Source organism: Chelatococcus reniformis, from assembly GCF_014640075.1.
Taxonomy (GTDB): Bacteria; Pseudomonadota; Alphaproteobacteria; order Rhizobiales; family Beijerinckiaceae; genus Camelimonas; species Camelimonas reniformis.
The window spans coordinates 43,962-60,987 of the sequence record NZ_BMGG01000002.1 but is presented as its reverse complement, the minus strand read 5'-3'; the positions used below and the strand labels follow the sequence as shown (position 1 = coordinate 60,987).

The window sequence follows — 17,026 nt, the reverse complement described above, 5'->3', positions numbered from 1 at the left end:
AGTCCAACGTTTTGGTCGGGCCTGTCGCGGCGGCCTGCCTATAATTCCGAAACATGCCGTCACGTCGCAGGCTCCGCTCGATTGCGGCGCGTCAACGGTGCCCCGCCGGGCCGCTGGCCGTCTGTGCGTCGGCGCGAGATGGAAAAGGACGCCAAGACATGGCCAAGCGCTCCCCCTTCCTATCCCTCGCCATTCTGGCTGCAGGTCTTGCCGCCGGTGCCGGCGCCGCCGCCGCCAAGGACACCATCGTGATCGCGATCCCGGGCACGCCGCAGGGAATCGATCTCGACCGGCAGGCCGGGCCGCAGAGCTGGTCGATGGCGGGACAGGTGATCGAGCTGGGCGCCGAATGGTCGCCTGTGCCCTATCCCTACAAGGGCGTGGCGGGCGCCGACCCGACCAAGGTGCCGGGCTTCAGCTATCCCAACTTCGCCGAGCAGGCGATGACACCGGGCATCGTCGAGACGTGCGAGCTCGCAACGGACGGGCTGTCGGCGACCTATCATCTGCGCAAGGGCGTCAAATCGGCGACCGGCAACGAGTTCACCGCCGACGACGTGCTGTGGCGGGTACAGCGCGCCCAGGCGTTGAAGGCCATCGGAGCCTTTCTCCAGACGGCCGCCAACGCCAATGATCCGGCCCAGTGGACGAAGGTCGACGATCACACCGTCAAGATCTCGTCCGGCAAGCCGATGCCGCTGGTCTGTAAGATCCTGGCCAATCTCTACTGGTATTGGTTCGACTCCCGCGAAGCCAAGAAGCACGCGACAGCGGACGATCCTTGGGCGACGAAGTGGGTGCCGACCGCGGGCGTCGGCTTCGGCCCCTACGTCATCGACAGCTGGGAGGCCGGCAAGCGCGTCGTCATGAAGGCGAACGCCAACTACTGGAAGGGCGCCCCGGCGATCAAGCGGATCATCTACCTGGTGGTGCCGGAATCCACCAACCGCGTGGCGCTGCTCCGCCAGGGCAAGGTCGACCTGGTCGAGGGCCTGTCGCCGGACGAAGCCATGGCGCTCGCCTCCGATACCTCCCTGCGGGTGGCGGCCGTGCGCGGCAATCAATCGATCTACGCCGTCATGAACAACACCAAGCCGCCGTTCGACGACCCGCTCGTCCGCCAGGCCATCAACACGGCGATCCCGCGCGAGCAGATCGTGAAGGACATCTACCGCGGCCTCGCCGAGCCCTGGCAGGGGGTGATGCCCAGCACCTATCCCGGTTACGTAGCGATGAGCCGCTACGGCTTCGACATCGAGAAGGCAAAGCAGCTTCTGGCGCAGTCCAAGTCGCCGAACGGCTTCAAGACCACCCTCGCCTTCAGCGCCGGCGACCCCGTGCAAGAGAATATCGCCATTCTTCTCAAATCGGTGCTGGCGCCGCTCAACATCGACGTCGGCCTCCAGAAGATGCCGGTCGCCGCCCAGTCGGACCTCGTGCAGTCGAAGCGCGCTGATTTCGCGCTCTGGATCGATTTCCCGATCCAACCGGACCCGAACTACTCGCTAGGCCTGCTCTACGGCAGCGGCAATGCCGTGAACTACCAGAACTACCACAACCCCGAGGTCGACCGCATCCTGGCGGAAGGGGCGGCCATCGTCGACAGCGCACAACGCAACGCCTTCCATGCCCCCGCCGAAGAGCAGATCAGCAAGGATGCGGCGATCGGCTGGATCGCCGAGCCCTACTATGTGAACGCCATGTCGGCGAAGCTCTCCGGCTGGAAGTGGTTCACCACCCAGTATTACAAAGTATCGGAAATCAAAATCGCCGACTAGTGGTGAGTTTTATCTAATATTTTAGGATATCCGCACCGAAATTTGAGCCTTGATCGGATGGATGCCGGATCAAGCCCGGCCATAACGTTAGGACAAAGGCTTTCCGTTCCCACTCGTCATGGTCGGGCTTGACCCGACCATCCATCGACTTGGAAACCCAAGCCGTCGCCATCAGGCACATTCAGTGCAGTTTAGCTAAAGCGCGCCGCGAGTTTGCAAGTCCGCGTCGCCCGTCACCGGCGCTGCCGTCCACGCGCCGCAGCCCGCGGCCACGCGCCGCCCACTCACATGCGAGCTGCTTCATGAATTACCGGATTTCCGTCGACACCGGCGGCACCTTCACGGACGTGGTCGTAGCCGATCCTGGTGGCCGGTTGCACATCGGCAAGGCGCTGACGACGCCCGCTCGCGCCTACGAGGGCTTGTCGGCGTCGCTCGACGATGCCGCCCGGGCGCTGAGCTTGACGCGGACCGATCTGCTGGCCCGCACCTCGCTTTTCACCTACGGCACCACCAGGGCGACGAACGCCATCGTCGAGCGCAAGGCCGCCAAGACGGCGCTTCTGGTAACGCAAGGGTTTCCCGAGATCCTGGTGCTCAAGGAGGGCGGCCGCTTCGACCCGCATAAATGGGACACGGATTACCCCAAGCCCTATGTGCCGCGCCGCTACACCTTCGAGGTGCCGGAGCGCATCACGTCCGAGGGGACCGTGGACGTTCCGCTCGACGAAGCGTCGGTACGCACGATCATCGAGCAGATGGGGCGGGACAGGTTCGAGGCGGTGGCGGTCTGCTTCCTGTGGTCGATCGTGGAGCCGCGGCACGAACAACGTGTCGGCGAACTCCTGACGGAGCTGCTGCCGGGCGTGCCCTTCTCCCTGTCGCACAAGGTCAATCCGATCCTGCGCGAATACCGTCGCGCGTCAGCCACCGCCATCGACGCCTCGCTGGCGCCGATCATGCGCCGTCACCTGCGCGATCTGGAAACGGACCTGCGCGGCGATGGCTACCAGGGCGAGCTCCTGGTCTCGACCTCGTTCGGCGGCGTCATGCACCTCGACGACATCGTCGAGCGCACCGTCTACATGACGAAGTCGGGGCCGGCGATGGCGCCGGTGGCCGGCTATACCTATGCTGCGGCTGAAGGGCTGGGCGACAGCGTCATCGTCTGCGACGCCGGCGGCACCACCTTCGATGTGTCGCTCGTGCGCGGGGGCGACGTGAAATACACCCGCGAGACATGGCTCGGCGGCCAGTTCACCGGCGACTGCCTGGGCCTCTCCTCGGTGGACGTCCGTTCGATCGGGGCCGGCGGCGGCTCGATCGCGTGGATCGATTCCGGCGGGCTATTGCGCGTCGGCCCTCACTCGGCGGGATCGGCGCCCGGGCCCGCCTGCTACGGCCGTGGCGGCACCGAGCCGACGGTGACCGATGCGGCGCTGGTGCTCGGCTATATCGATCCGAACTATTTCCTCGGCGGCCGCATGCAACTCGACATGGCCGCAGCCACGGCCGCGGTCGCCAAGCTGGCGGCGGCGCTGGCCAAAGGCGTCGAGGAGACGGCCGCCGGAATCATGTCGCTCGCCGGCGAGCACATGGTCAAAGCCATCCAGGAGCTCACCGTCAACGAGGGGCACGATCCCAAGCGCAGCACCATCGTCGCGGGCGGCGGCTCGAGCGGCTTCAACGCGGTTGAGATCGCACGCAAGCTGGGCTGCGCCCATGTCATCCTGCCGCGCACCGCGGCGGCGCTCAGCGCCTGTGGCGCCCACTACTCCAACATCGCGTTCGAGCACGGCGGCAGCGCCGTCGCCCGCACCGACGCCTTCGACTACGACAAGGTCAACGCAACCTTGTCGGCGATCGAAGCGGAGGTGGGTCGCTTTGCCGCCAACGCGGCGCAGCGCGGCGTCGATCGCTCCAGAGTCTCGTTCTTCGTCGAGGCGCGCTATTTGTTTCAGGTGTGGGAGCTGGAGGTACCGCTCGCCAAAAGCCGCTTCGACAGCCCGGCCGACGTCGCGGCGCTGGAGGAAGCCTTTCACGAAGTCCACGAGCGCGCCTTCGCCGTCAAACAGGCGGGACAGCCGGTCGAATGCCTCAACTGGAAGGCCCGCTACAGCGGCGAACTGCCGACCCTTCCGCCCGAGCGCGTCGACATCGCGGGCGCAAGCCGCCCCGAGCCTCGGCACAGCCGGGAGGTCTATTTCGCGGGCGTCGGCCTCACCCAGGCGCCGGTTCACCTGGGCACCGAGCTGCCGCGCGGTGCCGTCGTCGCCGGCCCGGCGGTCATCGAGGAACCGACGACGACGCTGGTCGTCTATCCCGGCTCCGTCGCGCGGGTCTCGCCGTCGGGCAGCTACGTCATCGATGTCTTCGGCGACCAGGCTCAGGCTGCGGCCGGCGGAGTGATCGCGGCGCCGGCGGCGATCTCCTCCGACCTCGACGCCATCACCCTGGCGGTGATGGCGAACCGTCTCGACGGCATCGTGCGCGAAATGTCGAACACGCTGCTGAAGGCCGGCCGCTCCGCCGTCATCAACCAGGCGCGCGACTTCTCCAACGCCATCGTGACCGCCGACAACCGGCTGCTCTCGGTCGCCGAGGGCCTGCCCGTGCACATCTTCGGCGCCCACCTGCAGGCCGCCTCGATCCGCCAGTTCCATGTGCCCAGCGAGGGCGACGCCTACCTTCACAACGACGTCTACCTCGGCAACACGCACCCGGCCGACCACACGATCCTGGTCCCAGTCTTCGTCGACGGTGTCCACCTGTTCACGACGTCGGCCAAGGCCCATCAGGCCGACATCGGCAACTCCATCCCCACCACCTACTTCGCCGAGGCGAAGGACGTCTACCAGGAAGGCTCGCTGATCTTCCCCTGCGTCAAGGTGCAGGAGAACTACGACGACATCGCGGATGTGATCCGCATGTGCCGCTCGCGCATCCGCATCCCCGACCAGTGGTTCGGCGACTATCTGGCCGGCGTCGGCGCGGCCCGCATCGGCGAGCGGCGCCTGAAGGAGTTCGTCGCCGCCTATGGCCGGCTCGCCGTGGAGAAGTTCGTCGAGCAGTGGTTCGACTATTCCGAGCGCCGCATGAGCATGGCCCTGGCCAAGCTGCCGAAAGGGCGCGTCGTCAACACGACGGCGCACGACCCGACCCCGGCTGTTCCGGACGGCATCCCCGTCAAGGTGGTGGTGACCACCGATCCTGAAGCGGGACGCGTCGAGATCGACCTGCGCGACAATCCCGATTGCCTCGATTGCGGGCTCAACCAGTCCGAGGCCTGCGCAGTCAACAATACGCTCACTGGCGTGTTCAACTGCGTCGACTGGGACGTGCCCAAGAACTCCGGCAGCATCCGGCGCATCGACATCAAGCTGCGCGAGAACTGCGTCGTCGGCATCCCGCAGTTTCCACACTCGTGCTCGATGGCGACGACCAACCTGGCCGACCGCATCATCAACGTCACGCAATCGGCTTTCGCCGAGTTCGGCGAAGGCTTCGGACTGGCTCAAGGCGGCAACGCCATCGGGGCGCCGAACGCCGTGGTGTCGGGCCTCGACGCCCGGTGCGGCGATGCGCCTTACATCAATCAGCTGTTCCTGGGCACCAACGGCGGGCCGGCGAGCCCGCAGGCGGACGGCTGGGTGACCTACCTGTTGCCGTGCTGCAGCGGCCTCATCTACCGGGATTCGATCGAGCTCGACGAGATCAAGCACCCGCTCGACATCCGCTATCAGCGGCTGGTGCCCGACTCCGGGGGCGCCGGACGCCTGCGCGGCGCGCCGGGCAGCGAAGTGATGTACGGCACCAAGGGCTTGCCGATGACCATCGTGGTGCCCTCCGACGGCCAGCACAATCCGCCGCGCGGGGTGCGCGGCGGCCACGACGGCGCGGCCGCCCGGACCTACAAGGTGCATGCCGACGGGCGGCGCGAGCGGATGCCCAACGTCGCCATGTTCGAAATCGCCCCCGGCGAGCATGTCATCGGCGTCGACAACGGCGGTGGCGGCTACGGCGACCCGCTCGATCGCGATGTGGAACGGGTGCGCGAGGACGTGATCGAGCGCTGGGTCAGCCGCGCCGCAGCCGAGAGCGTGTATGGAGTCGTGTTCACCGGCGACGTCGCCGACGAGACGCTCGCCGTCGACCGGGAGGCGACACGCCGACGGCGCCAGGACCTGCGCAGATCGATCGCCGCCGGATAGCGGCGGCGAACCCTCGGCCCGAAGCCTCAGCGGGCCCGCACGGCCTCCGTGCCGGCCCAGCCCTCGGCGATCGGCGTATTGAAGTTGATGAAGAAGTCGATACTCCGGAACAGCCAGACCCCGTTCTTCCGGACATATCGCTCCTCGTAGTCGCCGAGGATCAACCGGCTGACGGGCTTGCCATCTTCATTCATCGTGCAGGGCATCAGCATCCGCCATTTCCCCGTCGCGGTGTCGCCGTCGACCTCGATGATGTCGTTGAGCGCCAGATGCGCTGCGAACATGATCTGCGCGGAGACGTCGGCGAAGAACGCCTCGATGGCAGTCCGCCCTTCGTGGCGACCGAACAGCTGGGTGTTTTCCCAGACTGCGTCGTCGGTGAACATCGGCCCCAGATTGGCCGGTGGATAACCGTGGTCGCACTCCAACATATAGCGGTGCTTGAGCATCCGAATGGCTTGAGCCGACTCCAGATCCGCCAGCCTTGCTTCGATTGAGTTCACGCTCGTTCTCCCGCATTTGCGCATCGAGGAGCGGCCCCGGCCGTCCGATCAGGGACCGGGCGCGCCAGGCTCGCTGCGGTAGGCCGCAGGGCTCTGTCCGGTCTCCTTGAGGAACACGCGGCTGAAATAGGCGGGATCGGCAAAGCCGACCTGATAGCCGATGGCGGCGATGGAGCGACCCCGCGCCTTGGCGCTGCCCAGGAGCCTGCAAGCCTCCTCGACGCGGCGGCGACGGATGACGGCGCTCACCGTCTCGCCACGCTCGGCGAAGATCCGTTGCAAATGCCGCTCGGACACGCCGACGACGTCGGCCACCCGCGACGGCGTGAGGTCGTACTCACCCAAATGGTTCTCGATGGCCCGCAAGGCCCGCTGCCGGTGCGCCTCGCGCACCGCAGTCTCCTGGCCTTCCCCGATTTCGTTCGAGCTGGTCAGCGCCAACGTCAGCAGGTCCATGAGATGGTGGGCCATCGACAGCCCCTCCTCGCCGCTGAGCTTGGGACCATGGCGGCAGAACGAGCGGGCGAAATCGAGAAACATGGCGACGGAGGGCTGCCGCGCCGAGAAGCTCCGGGCGGTCCAGTCGTCGATGCCCAGCACCCGGTCGCGCAGCATCGCGCCCGGAATCCGCAGCGTGCTGGAGGCGCTACGCGTCCGCTGCTCGTAAGTGTAGACGTCGCTGGTCCCGACGATGCCGAGGCTGGCGGGGACCACCAGCGCCTCACGGCCGCGCTGATGCAGCCTCAGCGGCGCATCGACCGGCATGGGAATGAGGTAGTAGTCGCTTGCGCGCGTGCACACATGCGTGCGCCGGCGGTGGATCAGCACCGGATCGGAATCGACGGTGCCGACCCGCAAGCCCCCCACGTCGGTGCTGAAGAGATAGCCGATCGAGAAGTCGGTGCCCGGATTCTCGGTGTCGAGCGGGTAATACAGTTCGTTGAGCTTGTCCGTCCAGGCGGACAAGCGCTGTCCCGCGGCGACGGTCTTCGCATCGAACGCGGGCAGGGAGCGCGTCAGTATGGCCTGCATGTGAACGTCCACCCCAGGAGAACCTCGCCGAAGGCGCGGCTGCTCGTTCTTTTGGATCGACCGGCGACGCGAGCGGCCACGCGTGTCCGCTTCTGCAATTCGCAGGCCAAGCCGCCTCTTGGAGCGGCCTTTCCAGGCTGCGCGCGTCGCTGCACCGATGTCAAATCGAGCGTAAGGACACGGGGGCGAGGCGCCTCAACCCGGACGCGCACCAAGCCGTCGAGCAGCACCGACGCGGCGACTGGGATGTCGGCACCCCATGCCGACCGGAACACCCGCGAGCGCCACGATGGCCATGCGGTGCGCGGACTCCGCCGGCGGTTGACAAGCTTAAATGAATGATATTCACTATGACTATGGCTAGCGCGGCAAACAACGCGCGGAGGGAGGACGTTCGGCGGGCCAAGCAGGTCCATTCCCATAATAGACGGTAGCTATGCCTGTAATCAGCGCCAAGCGGATGCAGGATCGAGCCGACTCGATTCTTCGTGCCGCCAAGACTGTCTTCTCCGAAAAGGGCTACGAGGGATCCTCCATTGCGGATATCGCACGCGCGGCAGATGTATCTGACGGTCTTGTCTACCGTTATTTCCGCAACAAGCGGGATCTGCTTTACCACGTCCTGCGCGTCTTCTATGAGCGCATCCTCGTCGATCTCGAGCGGTCCGTGATGGCCGAGACCACCTTCGAGGCCCAGCTGCGTGAGCTGATCCGCCGGCACCTCTCGGTGTTCGTCGCCGATACCGACCTGTGCCGCCTGTTCATTTCGGAGGTGCGCGTCGCCAGCGATTATCACGGTTCGGCCATCCAGGAGCTGAACCGGGCCTACACCTCGGTGCTGATCAAGATCGTCGACCAGGCCGTGGCGGCCGGCACGGTGCGCGGCGACATCAACCCGCGCCTGCTGCGCGACATCATCTTCGGCGCCATCGAGCATCGGGCCTGGCGCTTCGTGAACAGCCGCGGCGCGCTCGACGTGGAGGAGACCACCGACGAGCTGACCGCTCTGCTCACCCGCGGCCTGCTGGCGCCGCCCGCCAGGCGCCGCGCCGGCGCCAGGGCCGGCTGACATGGGCGCCCCGGCCTTCCCCTTCGATACGGTGCTGATCGCCAACCGCGGCGAGATCGCGCTGCGCATCCTGCGCACGGTCAAGGCGCTCGGCCTGCGCGGCGCAGTCGTGTACCACGCCCTGGACGCCGAGGGGCCGGCCGTCGCCGCTGCCGACGTGGCGGTCGAGATCCACGGCCCGACGCCCGTCGCCGCCTATCTCGACGGTGCCCAGATCATCGCCGCCGCGCGGCAGGCCGGCGCCGGGGCAGTGCATCCGGGCTACGGCTTCCTGTCGGAGAACGCCGGCTTCGCCCGCGCCTGCGCCGACGCCGGGCTCACCTTCGTCGGGCCGGCGCCGCAGACCATGGAGCTGATGGGCGACAAGGTGCGGGCGCGCCGCTTCGTCGCCGAGCACGGCTTTCCGGTCGCGCCGTCGGCCGTCGAGGACGACGACCCCCAAACCTTCCTGGATCGCGCCCGAGCGCTCGGCGCCCCGCTCTTGATCAAACCGTCGGCCGGCGGCGGCGGCAAGGGCATGCGCATCGTGCGCGACATGGCGAACCTCGCCGACGAGGCGGCGCGCGCCCGCAGCGAGGGCCAGCGCTTCTTCGGCGACGGCAGGCTCTACGTCGAGCGCTACGTCGAGCAACCCCGGCACATCGAGGTGCAGGTGCTGGGCGATGCGCACGGCTCCCTCGTGCACCTCCATGAACGCGAATGTTCGGTGCAGCGGCGCTTCCAGAAAGTGATCGAGGAGAGCCCGTCGCCGGCCCTATCGGCTGAGCAGCGCCACAGCATCTGCGAAGTGGCGCGCGGCATCGCGGCGACGGCGGGCTATGTCAACGCCGGCACCATCGAGTTCATCTGGGGCAATGGTGATTTCTACTTCCTGGAGATGAACACCCGGCTGCAGGTCGAACACCCGGTGACCGAAATGGTCACCGGCCTGGATCTGGTGGAGCTGCAATTGCGGATCGCCGCCGGCGAGCCGTTGCCGTTCCGCCAGGACGAGGTCACGCCGCGCGGCCATGCCATCGAACTCCGTCTCTATGCCGAAGCGCCGGCCCGCGATTTCGCGCCCACGACGGGCCGCGTCCATGTGCTGGCGCTGCCCGAAGCCGAAGGGCTTCGCATCGACTGCGGCGTCATGGAGGGACAGGCGATCACCACCGCCTTCGACCCTATGCTGGCCAAGGTCGTCGCCCATGGCGGCGATCGCGACGGCGCCATCGCCATCCTGGCGGCCGCACTGAAGCAGCTGGCGCTGCTCGGCTGCGAGACCAACGCCACCTTCCTCGGCCGGGTACTGGCCGACACCGGCTTCCGGTCCGGCGCCGTTCACACCGGCTATCTCGATGGCAACGCCGCGCTGACCGCGGAGCCGCCGCTCGGCACCGAACAACTGCGCGCCATCCTGGCCGCCGCGGCGCTGGCGAGCCGGACTGTCACCGACGCGGCCGACGCGGTGCCGCCCCTCCACGGCGTCATCGGCGGGTGGAGGAACTGATGCGGCACCGTTTCGACATCGAGGGCGCTGATCATCGCCTCTGGCTGGCGCCTGGCGACGGGCAGCCGGGCGCGTTTCGTCTGATCCTCGGCGACGCCAGCCACACCGTGCGCCTGGAGCCGCGTGGCGGCCACCATCACGATCTGGTCGTCGACGGCGCAAGCCATCCCGTGGTCCTCGCCGCCGTCGGCGATACCGTCCATGTGTTCATCGACGGCGCGGCCCACGCAGTGCGCCTCCACGACCCGATCCAGGCCGGCGGCGCGCCGGAAGCGGGCGGGCACGCGCTGATCCGGGCGCCGATGCCCGGCACCGTGCTCGAGATCGCGGTGGATCCGGGAGCGGTGGTGCAACCGGGCGATCGGCTGATCGTCATCGAGAGCATGAAGCTGGAGACCACGATCCGCGCCACCGCCTCCGGTTCGGTGGACGAAGTGCGTGTGCGCGCCGGACAGAGCTTCGACCGTGACGCAGTCCTGGTCACCCTGACGCTCGCCGGCGAGGAGGCCTGAGATGCGCCGCATCAGAAGCCTCCTGGACACGCGAAGCGACGAGTTCCGCGCCAATCAGGACCACAACCGGGCGCTCGCCGGCGAGCTCAGGGAGCGCCAGCACGCCGCGCGCCATGCCCGCCCGGTCCGCGACATCGAGCGGCTGCGGCGGCAGAACAAGCTCCTGGTGCGCGAGCGCCTCGAGCAGTTGCTCGACCCGCAGACGCCCTTCCTGGAGCTGTCGACGCTCGCCGCCAACATGGCCTACGACGGCGAGGTCCCCGGCGCCGCCCAGGTCTCCGGCATCGGCGTCGTCGCCGGCCGCGAGGTGATCATCCATGCGGACGACGCCAGCGTGAAGGGCGGCGCCTGGTATCCGCTGTCCGTCAAGAAGATCATCCGCACGCTCGACATCGCCATCGAGAACCGGCTGCCGGTGGTGCACCTCTGCGACAGCGCCGGCGGCTTTCTGCCGTTGCAGGCGGAGCTGTTCGCCGACCGCTATTACGCCGGCCGCATCTTCCGCAACCAGTCGATCCTGTCGAAGATGGGCGTGCCGCAGGTCGCAGTGGTGCTCGGCCATTGCACCGCCGGCGGCGCCTACGTGCCGGCACTCAGCGACTACAGCGTCATGACCCGTGGCACCGGCGCCATCTTTCTGGGCGGCCCGTCGCTGGTGAAGGCCGCCACCGGCGAAGACGTTTCCGCCGAAGAGCTGGGCGGCGCCGACATGCACACGTCGGTCTCGGGCACGGCCGACTATGCCGCCGCCTCGGAACTGGAGGCGCTGGCCATGGCGCGCGAGATCGTCGGGTGCTTCGAGCGGCCGGCCAAGGCGATCGAGCGCAGCACGCCCGAGCCCCCGGCCTACGACCCGGACGAGCTCTACGGCATCCTGCCCCGCGACACCCGGGTCCAGTTCGACATGCGCGAGATCATCGCCCGCATCGTCGACGGCAGCCGCTTTCATGAATACCAGCCGAACTACGGCAAGACGCTGGTCTGCGGCTTCGCCAACCTGCACGGCTACCAGATCGGCATCCTCGCCAACAATGGCGTGCTGTTCAACGACAGCGCGCTCAAGGGCGCCCATTTCATCCAGCTCTGCGACAAGAACCGTACGCCGCTCGTCTTCCTGCAGAACATCACCGGCTTCATGGTGGGCCGCGACTACGAACGCGCCGGCATCACCAAGGACGGCGCCAAGATGATCATGGCTGTGGCCGGCGCTGCGGTGCCCAAGTTCACGGTGGTGGTCAACGGTTCCTACGGCGCCGGCACCTACGGCATGGCGGGGCGCGCCTTCGATCCGCGCTTCATGTTCTCCTGGCCCCAGGCGCAGGTGTCCGTCATGGGCGCCGAGCAGGCGGCCGGCGTGCTGACCGACGTCAAGCTGCGCCAGATCGCCCGGGACGGCCGCAGCCTGAGCGCCGCTGAGATCGCAGCGATCCGCGACCCTATCCTCACCGATTACAAGCGCCAGTCGAGCGCCTATTATGCCACCTCGGAGCTGTGGGACGACGGCATCCTCGATCCCGTCGATACGCGCAATGCGCTCGCCGTGGCGCTGAGCGCCGCGCTCAACGCCCCGATCCCGCCGCCGCACTACGGCGTCTTCCGGATGTGAGGGGATCAGATGCCGCGCCTCGCCCCAACGGACGCTCCCGCCCTCGCCTGCCGCGGCATCGAGCGCTCGTTCGGCGGGCTGAAGGCGCTCAAGGGCGTCGACCTGGAGGTTCGGCCGGGCGAGATCTTCGGGCTCGTCGGCCCGAACGGCAGCGGCAAGACCACCATGGTCAACGTCATCACGGGCTTCTATCCGCCCAATGCGGGCCGCGTGGCGCTGTTCGGCGACGACATCACCGGCCTTGCGCCCCATGCCATCACGCGGCGCGGCATCGCCCGCACGTTCCAGAACCTGGCGCTGTTCAAGGGCATGAGCGTGCTCGACAACATCTTGGTCGGCCGCCACATCCACATGCATCCGAGCGTGCTCGGCACGCTGTTCTACTGGGTGGCGGCGGTGCGCGAGGAGACCGCGCACCGCACCGTGGTCGAGGAAATCATCGAGTTCATGCAGCTCCAGGAGATCCGGCACGAACCGGTCGAGGTGGTGCCGCTCGGGCTGCAAAAGCGCGTCGAGCTGGCCCGCGCCCTCGCCGCCGAGCCGCGCGTGCTGATCCTCGACGAGCCCATGGCCGGCATGAACCAGGAGGAGAAGGAGTATATCGCCCGCTTCATCCTGGACGCACGAGACGAGCGCGGGGTCAGCGTGCTCGTCATCGAGCATCACATGGACGTGGTGATGGCGATCTGCGACCGCGTGCTGGTGCTCAACTACGGTGAGACCATCGCCGCGGGGCCGCCCGCCGAGGCCATGGCGTCGCCCAAGGTAATCGAGGCCTACCTCGGCCACAGCGCGGCGCGGCGCCAGCTGCGAGCCGTGTCGTGAACGCCCGTGCCACCCCTGCCGCCGTGGCTCCGGAGGCAGCCGGAACGGGTCCGCCAGCGACGCTCATAGCCGCGCTGGCGCGCAACGCCCGCGACCATGGCGGCACCACCGCCATCCGCGAGCGTGAGCTCGGGCTGTGGCGCGAGCGCAGCTGGCACGACCTTCACGGCGAGGTGCTGGCGCTGGCCGCGGGGCTGGAGGAGCTGGGCGTCGGCCCAGACACCGCCGTCACCATCATCGGCGACAACAGGGCCAGCCTCTACGCCGCCATGCTGGCCGCCAACGTGCTGCGCGCCTTCTCCGCCCCGGTGTTCGCCGACGTACCGCCGGCCGAGCTGGAGCTCTACACTCGCCACGGCGAGCCGGCCGTCGCCTTCGCCGAGGACCAGGAGCAGGTCGACAAGCTGCTCGACCTGCGCAGCTCCATCGGCCGGCCACGGCATATCGTTTACGACGACCCCAGGGGGCTCGCACAGTCCACGGCAGCCGGTCTCGTCCCGTATGCCAAGCTCATCGAGCAGGGACGCGCCCGGCTGGCCGCAGTTCCGGGCCTGGCGGCTGACCTGGAGGGCCGTAGCCGGCCGGACGACATCGCCATCCTGATGCATTCCTCCGGCACGACGGGAACGCCCAAGGGCATCGCCATCCGCCAGCGCAACGCGGTGGCCGCCGCCTGGAGCGGGGGCTGCGCCGGAGCCTTCGCCACCGGCGAGGACACCTTCGCCTATCTACCGATTGCCTGGGTCGGCGACTACCTGCTGAGCATCGCCGCGGCGCTGGTGATGCGCTTCACCATCAACATTCCCGAGCGCCAGGAAACGGCGATGCTGGATTTGCGTGCTGTGGCGCCCACGCTGTATCTCGCCGCCCCCCGCGCCTGGGACGCCATGCTGACGCGGGTGCAGGTCGGCATCGCCGATTCCACCCCGCTCAAGCGCGCGCTGTTCAACTTCTTCATGCCGCGGGCCATCGCCATGGAGCGGCGGCGCCTGGCCGGCGAGGCCCCGTCGGCGCGCGACGAACTCGTGCGCCGGGTGGGCGAGGCCGTCATCTTCGCCCCGCTGAAGGATTACCTCGGCTTGTCGCGCGCCAGGCACGCCTTCACCGGCGGCGAGGCGCTGGGGGAGGACACCTTCCTGTTCTTCCGTGCCCTCGGCATCAAGCTCACCCAGCTCTACGGCCAGACCGAGACCTGCGCCATGACCGCCATACAATTCGCAGACGACGTCCGCCTCGACACGGTCGGCCGCCCGCTGCCGGGCGTCGAGATCAAGCTCGGTGACGACGGCGAGATCCTCGTCCGCTCCCAATCGACCGTCGATGGCTATTTCAACGACCCGGCGGCGACAGCGAAGGCATTCACCGGCGACGGCTGGCTGCGCACCGGAGATGCCGGAGCGATCGAGCCGGATGGACAGCTCGTCGTCTACGGCCGGGTGAGCGAAGTCGTGCACACGGCGGCGGGGGATCGCTACATCCCCAATTACCTCGAGAACCGCATCAAGTTCAGCCCCTACATCCGCAATCTGGCGGTGCTGGGCGCGGGCAAGCCGTGGCTCGCCGCCATCGTCTGCATCGATCGGGAGGCGGTGGGCCACTGGGCCGAGCAGCGCGGCCTCGCCTATTCGTCCTTCGCCGAGCTGTCGCAGCTGCCCCAGGTGTGCGAGCTCGTCCGCAACAGCCTCGACGACATCAACCGGCAGCTGTCGGCGCCCCTTCGCATCCGCCGCTTCGTCAACCTGCACAAGGACTTCGATGCCGACGACGGCGAGATCACCCGCACCCGCAAGCTGCGCCGCACCGTCGTGGAGGAGCGCTATGCGCCACTGATCGCGGCGCTCTATGCGGGGGCCGAGCACGCCGACGTCGAGATCACCATCACCTACGAGAATGGCACCACCGGCGCCTTCGCCCGCAGGCTGGCGCTGGCCGACGTCGCCGATGCGGCATTCGAGGACCGGGCCATACCCGTTCGCCTCGGCAACGGTGCGCAGCGGCAGGCGATGGAGGGCCGGTGATGGATCTCGCGCTCTTCGGCGAACTGATCATCAACGGCGCCCTGGTCGGGCTGATGTATGCGCTGGCAGCGCTCGGCATCGTGCTGGTGTATCGGACCTCCGGCCTCGCCAACCTGGCCCAGGGCGCCATCGCCATGCTCGGCGGTTACCTCGGCTGGATCACCATCGCCTGGCTCGGCCTCCACCCGATCCTCGGGGCGCTCGTCGCCATGGTCGTGATGTTCGCCATCGGCCTCGGCATCGAGCGCACCACCTTGCGCCCGCTGATCGGCCAGCCGGTGATCATGATCATCATGGTGACGATCGGCCTGGAAATCCTGATGCGCGGCCTGGTGCCCGGCCTGCTCGGCTCCGGCGTCAAGCGGCTCGACCTCGGCATCTCGGACGCGCCTCTGTTTCTCGGCGACATGCTGATCAACCGCACCTATCTGGTGTCGGCGGGCATCGCCCTCATCATCATCCTGGCGACCCTCGCGCTGTTCAACTCGCGCATAGGCATCATGTTGCGCGCGGTTTCGGACGATCAGACCGCGTCGTGGTCGGTCGGCATCCGCGTCGAGTGGGCCATCGCCTTCGCGTGGGGCCTGGCCGCCGTCACCGGCACCGCCGCCGGCATCCTCTGGGGCGGCTCCCAGGGCGTCGACTGGACCCTGTCGCTGCTTCTGATCAAGGCGCTCGCCATCGCCATCCTCGGCGGCCTCGACAGCATCGTCGGCGTCGTCGTCGCCGGCCTCATCGTCGGCGTCGCCGAGGCCATCGCGTCCGGGCTCTTCGACCCGCTCGTCGGCGGCGGCACGCGCGACATCGTCGCGTGCGTCATCATCCTGGCGACGCTGCTGGTGAAGCCCGAGGGCCTCTTCGGCCGCGAACACATCGAGCGGGTGTAGCGATGTTCTACCGCCAGGCCGGCATCCGCTACACCAGCTACCCGGCCGAACGGCAGCTGTGGCCGCTCGGCATCGAGCGCGTGCTGATGGGCCTGATCCTGGCGCTGGCCCTGATCGCGCCGGCGCTGCTCAGCCCCCTGCTGCTGTCCAGCTACCTGCTGCCCTGGGTGATCTGGTCCATCGCGGCGCTGGGCCTCAACCTGCTGATGGGCGGCGCCGGCCAGATTCACCTCGGCTACGCCGCGGTCATGGCGATCGGCGCCTACAGCGCCACCCACGCCGCCCGCGCCGGCCTGCCGTTCGAGCTGAGCCTCCTCGTTGCGGGCCTCGCCAGTGCCGTCATCGGCGTCATCTTCGGCGCGGCGGCGCTGCGCATCCGCGGCCTCTATCTCGCCATCGCCACGCTGGCCATGCAGTACATCGTCGACTTCGCCATCGGCCACATCCCGGCCATCAGCGGCGGCACGCAGGCGACCGTGGCGACACCGACGCCGCGCATCCTCGGCATCCCCGTCGAAGGCCCGGTCGGCGGCTATTACATCGCGCTGGTGGTCTGCATCGTGGTGACGCTGTTCATGCTCAACCTGCGGCGGACCAGTTTCGGGCGGGCGCTGGCGGCCATCCGCGAGAAGGACTATGCGGCCGAGATCCTCGGCATCAGCGCTTTCCGCTACAAGCTGATGGCGTTCTGGACCAGCTCGTTCATCGGCGGCGTCGCCGGCGCGATCCTGGTGTTCTGCTACTACCGCAGCGTCTCGCCCGAGCAGTTCCACCTGGAGACGTCGGTCCAGCTCGTCGCCATGGTCATCGTCGGGGGCCTTGGCAGCGTGCTCGGCACGTTCCTGGGCGCAGCGTTGATCCTGCTGGCGCCGCTGGCGCTCAGCGCGTTGGTGGCGAGCCTCGCCAGCAGCGGGCTGCCCATCGGCAGCGACCTGCGCGCCCACCTGCCACTTGTGCTCTATGGCGCGCTCATCGTGGGATTTCTGATCGCGGAGCCGCTGGGCCTCGCCAAGCTCTACGACAACGCTCGCAAGTATCTGCTGGTCTGGCCGTTCCGCCACGCCCGCAGCTAACCGGCCTCCCGCGCCACAAGAAG

General features: G+C 68.0%; 12 protein-coding genes. 10 read left to right on the top strand and 2 right to left on the bottom strand.

What is annotated here, in order from left to right; translation table 11 throughout:
* Positions 1–158: 158 nt before the first annotated feature.
* The gene (locus IEW34_RS04895; protein WP_188608049.1) at positions 159–1,778 is read left to right on the top strand and encodes an ABC transporter substrate-binding protein; all 1,620 of its coding nucleotides are present in this window, start codon (positions 159–161) and stop codon (positions 1,776–1,778) included.
* A 302-nt stretch (positions 1,779–2,080) separates the two neighbouring features.
* Entirely contained in the window at positions 2,081–5,989 is a 3,909-nt protein-coding gene (locus IEW34_RS30275) for a hydantoinase B/oxoprolinase family protein (protein ID WP_210324449.1), read from the top strand.
* 26 nt (positions 5,990–6,015) lie between these two features.
* Here IEW34_RS30275 and IEW34_RS04880 read toward each other — a convergent pair whose 3' ends face one another.
* Positions 6,016–6,492 (bottom strand): nuclear transport factor 2 family protein, encoded by a 477-nt coding sequence (locus IEW34_RS04880; protein WP_188608048.1) that lies wholly within the window; start codon positions 6,490–6,492, stop codon positions 6,016–6,018.
* Between the two features lie 48 nt (positions 6,493–6,540).
* A complete protein-coding gene (locus IEW34_RS04875; protein WP_188608047.1) occupies positions 6,541–7,524 on the bottom strand; it encodes a helix-turn-helix domain-containing protein in 984 nt (327 codons plus the stop codon).
* A gap of 436 nt (positions 7,525–7,960) precedes the next feature.
* Here IEW34_RS04875 and IEW34_RS04870 point away from each other — a divergent pair, with 436 nt between their 5' ends.
* From IEW34_RS04870 to IEW34_RS04835, 8 genes are read left to right on the top strand one after another with little or no spacing between them, the layout of a single operon-like run.
* Positions 7,961–8,593, top strand: a complete 633-nt coding sequence (locus IEW34_RS04870; RefSeq protein ID WP_188608046.1) for a TetR/AcrR family transcriptional regulator — start codon at positions 7,961–7,963, stop codon at positions 8,591–8,593.
* A 1-nt stretch (position 8,594) separates the two neighbouring features.
* A complete protein-coding gene (locus tag IEW34_RS04865) occupies positions 8,595–10,082 on the top strand; it encodes an acetyl-CoA carboxylase biotin carboxylase subunit (protein ID WP_188608045.1) in 1,488 nt (495 codons plus the stop codon).
* A complete protein-coding gene (locus tag IEW34_RS04860; protein WP_188608044.1) occupies positions 10,082–10,594 on the top strand; it encodes an acyl-CoA carboxylase biotin carboxyl carrier protein subunit in 513 nt (170 codons plus the stop codon). The genes IEW34_RS04865 and IEW34_RS04860 overlap by 1 nt, the downstream gene beginning before the upstream one ends.
* 1 nt (position 10,595) lies before the next feature.
* A complete protein-coding gene (locus tag IEW34_RS04855) occupies positions 10,596–12,200 on the top strand; it encodes an acyl-CoA carboxylase subunit beta (RefSeq protein WP_188608043.1) in 1,605 nt (534 codons plus the stop codon).
* A 9-nt stretch (positions 12,201–12,209) separates the two neighbouring features.
* A complete protein-coding gene (locus IEW34_RS04850) occupies positions 12,210–13,025 on the top strand; it encodes an ABC transporter ATP-binding protein (RefSeq protein WP_188608042.1) in 816 nt (271 codons plus the stop codon).
* Positions 13,022–15,043, top strand: a complete 2,022-nt coding sequence (locus tag IEW34_RS04845) for an AMP-dependent synthetase/ligase (protein WP_188608041.1) — start codon at positions 13,022–13,024, stop codon at positions 15,041–15,043. Before IEW34_RS04850 ends, IEW34_RS04845 begins: the two co-directional genes overlap by 4 nt.
* Positions 15,043–15,930: a branched-chain amino acid ABC transporter permease gene (locus tag IEW34_RS04840; protein WP_188608040.1), complete on the top strand. Its 888-nt coding sequence runs from the start codon at positions 15,043–15,045 to the stop codon at positions 15,928–15,930. The genes IEW34_RS04845 and IEW34_RS04840 overlap by 1 nt, the downstream gene beginning before the upstream one ends.
* Positions 15,931–15,932: 2 nt before the next feature.
* The gene (locus IEW34_RS04835) at positions 15,933–17,003 is read left to right on the top strand and encodes a branched-chain amino acid ABC transporter permease (protein ID WP_188608039.1); all 1,071 of its coding nucleotides are present in this window, start codon (positions 15,933–15,935) and stop codon (positions 17,001–17,003) included.
* Positions 17,004–17,026 lie beyond the last annotated feature (23 nt).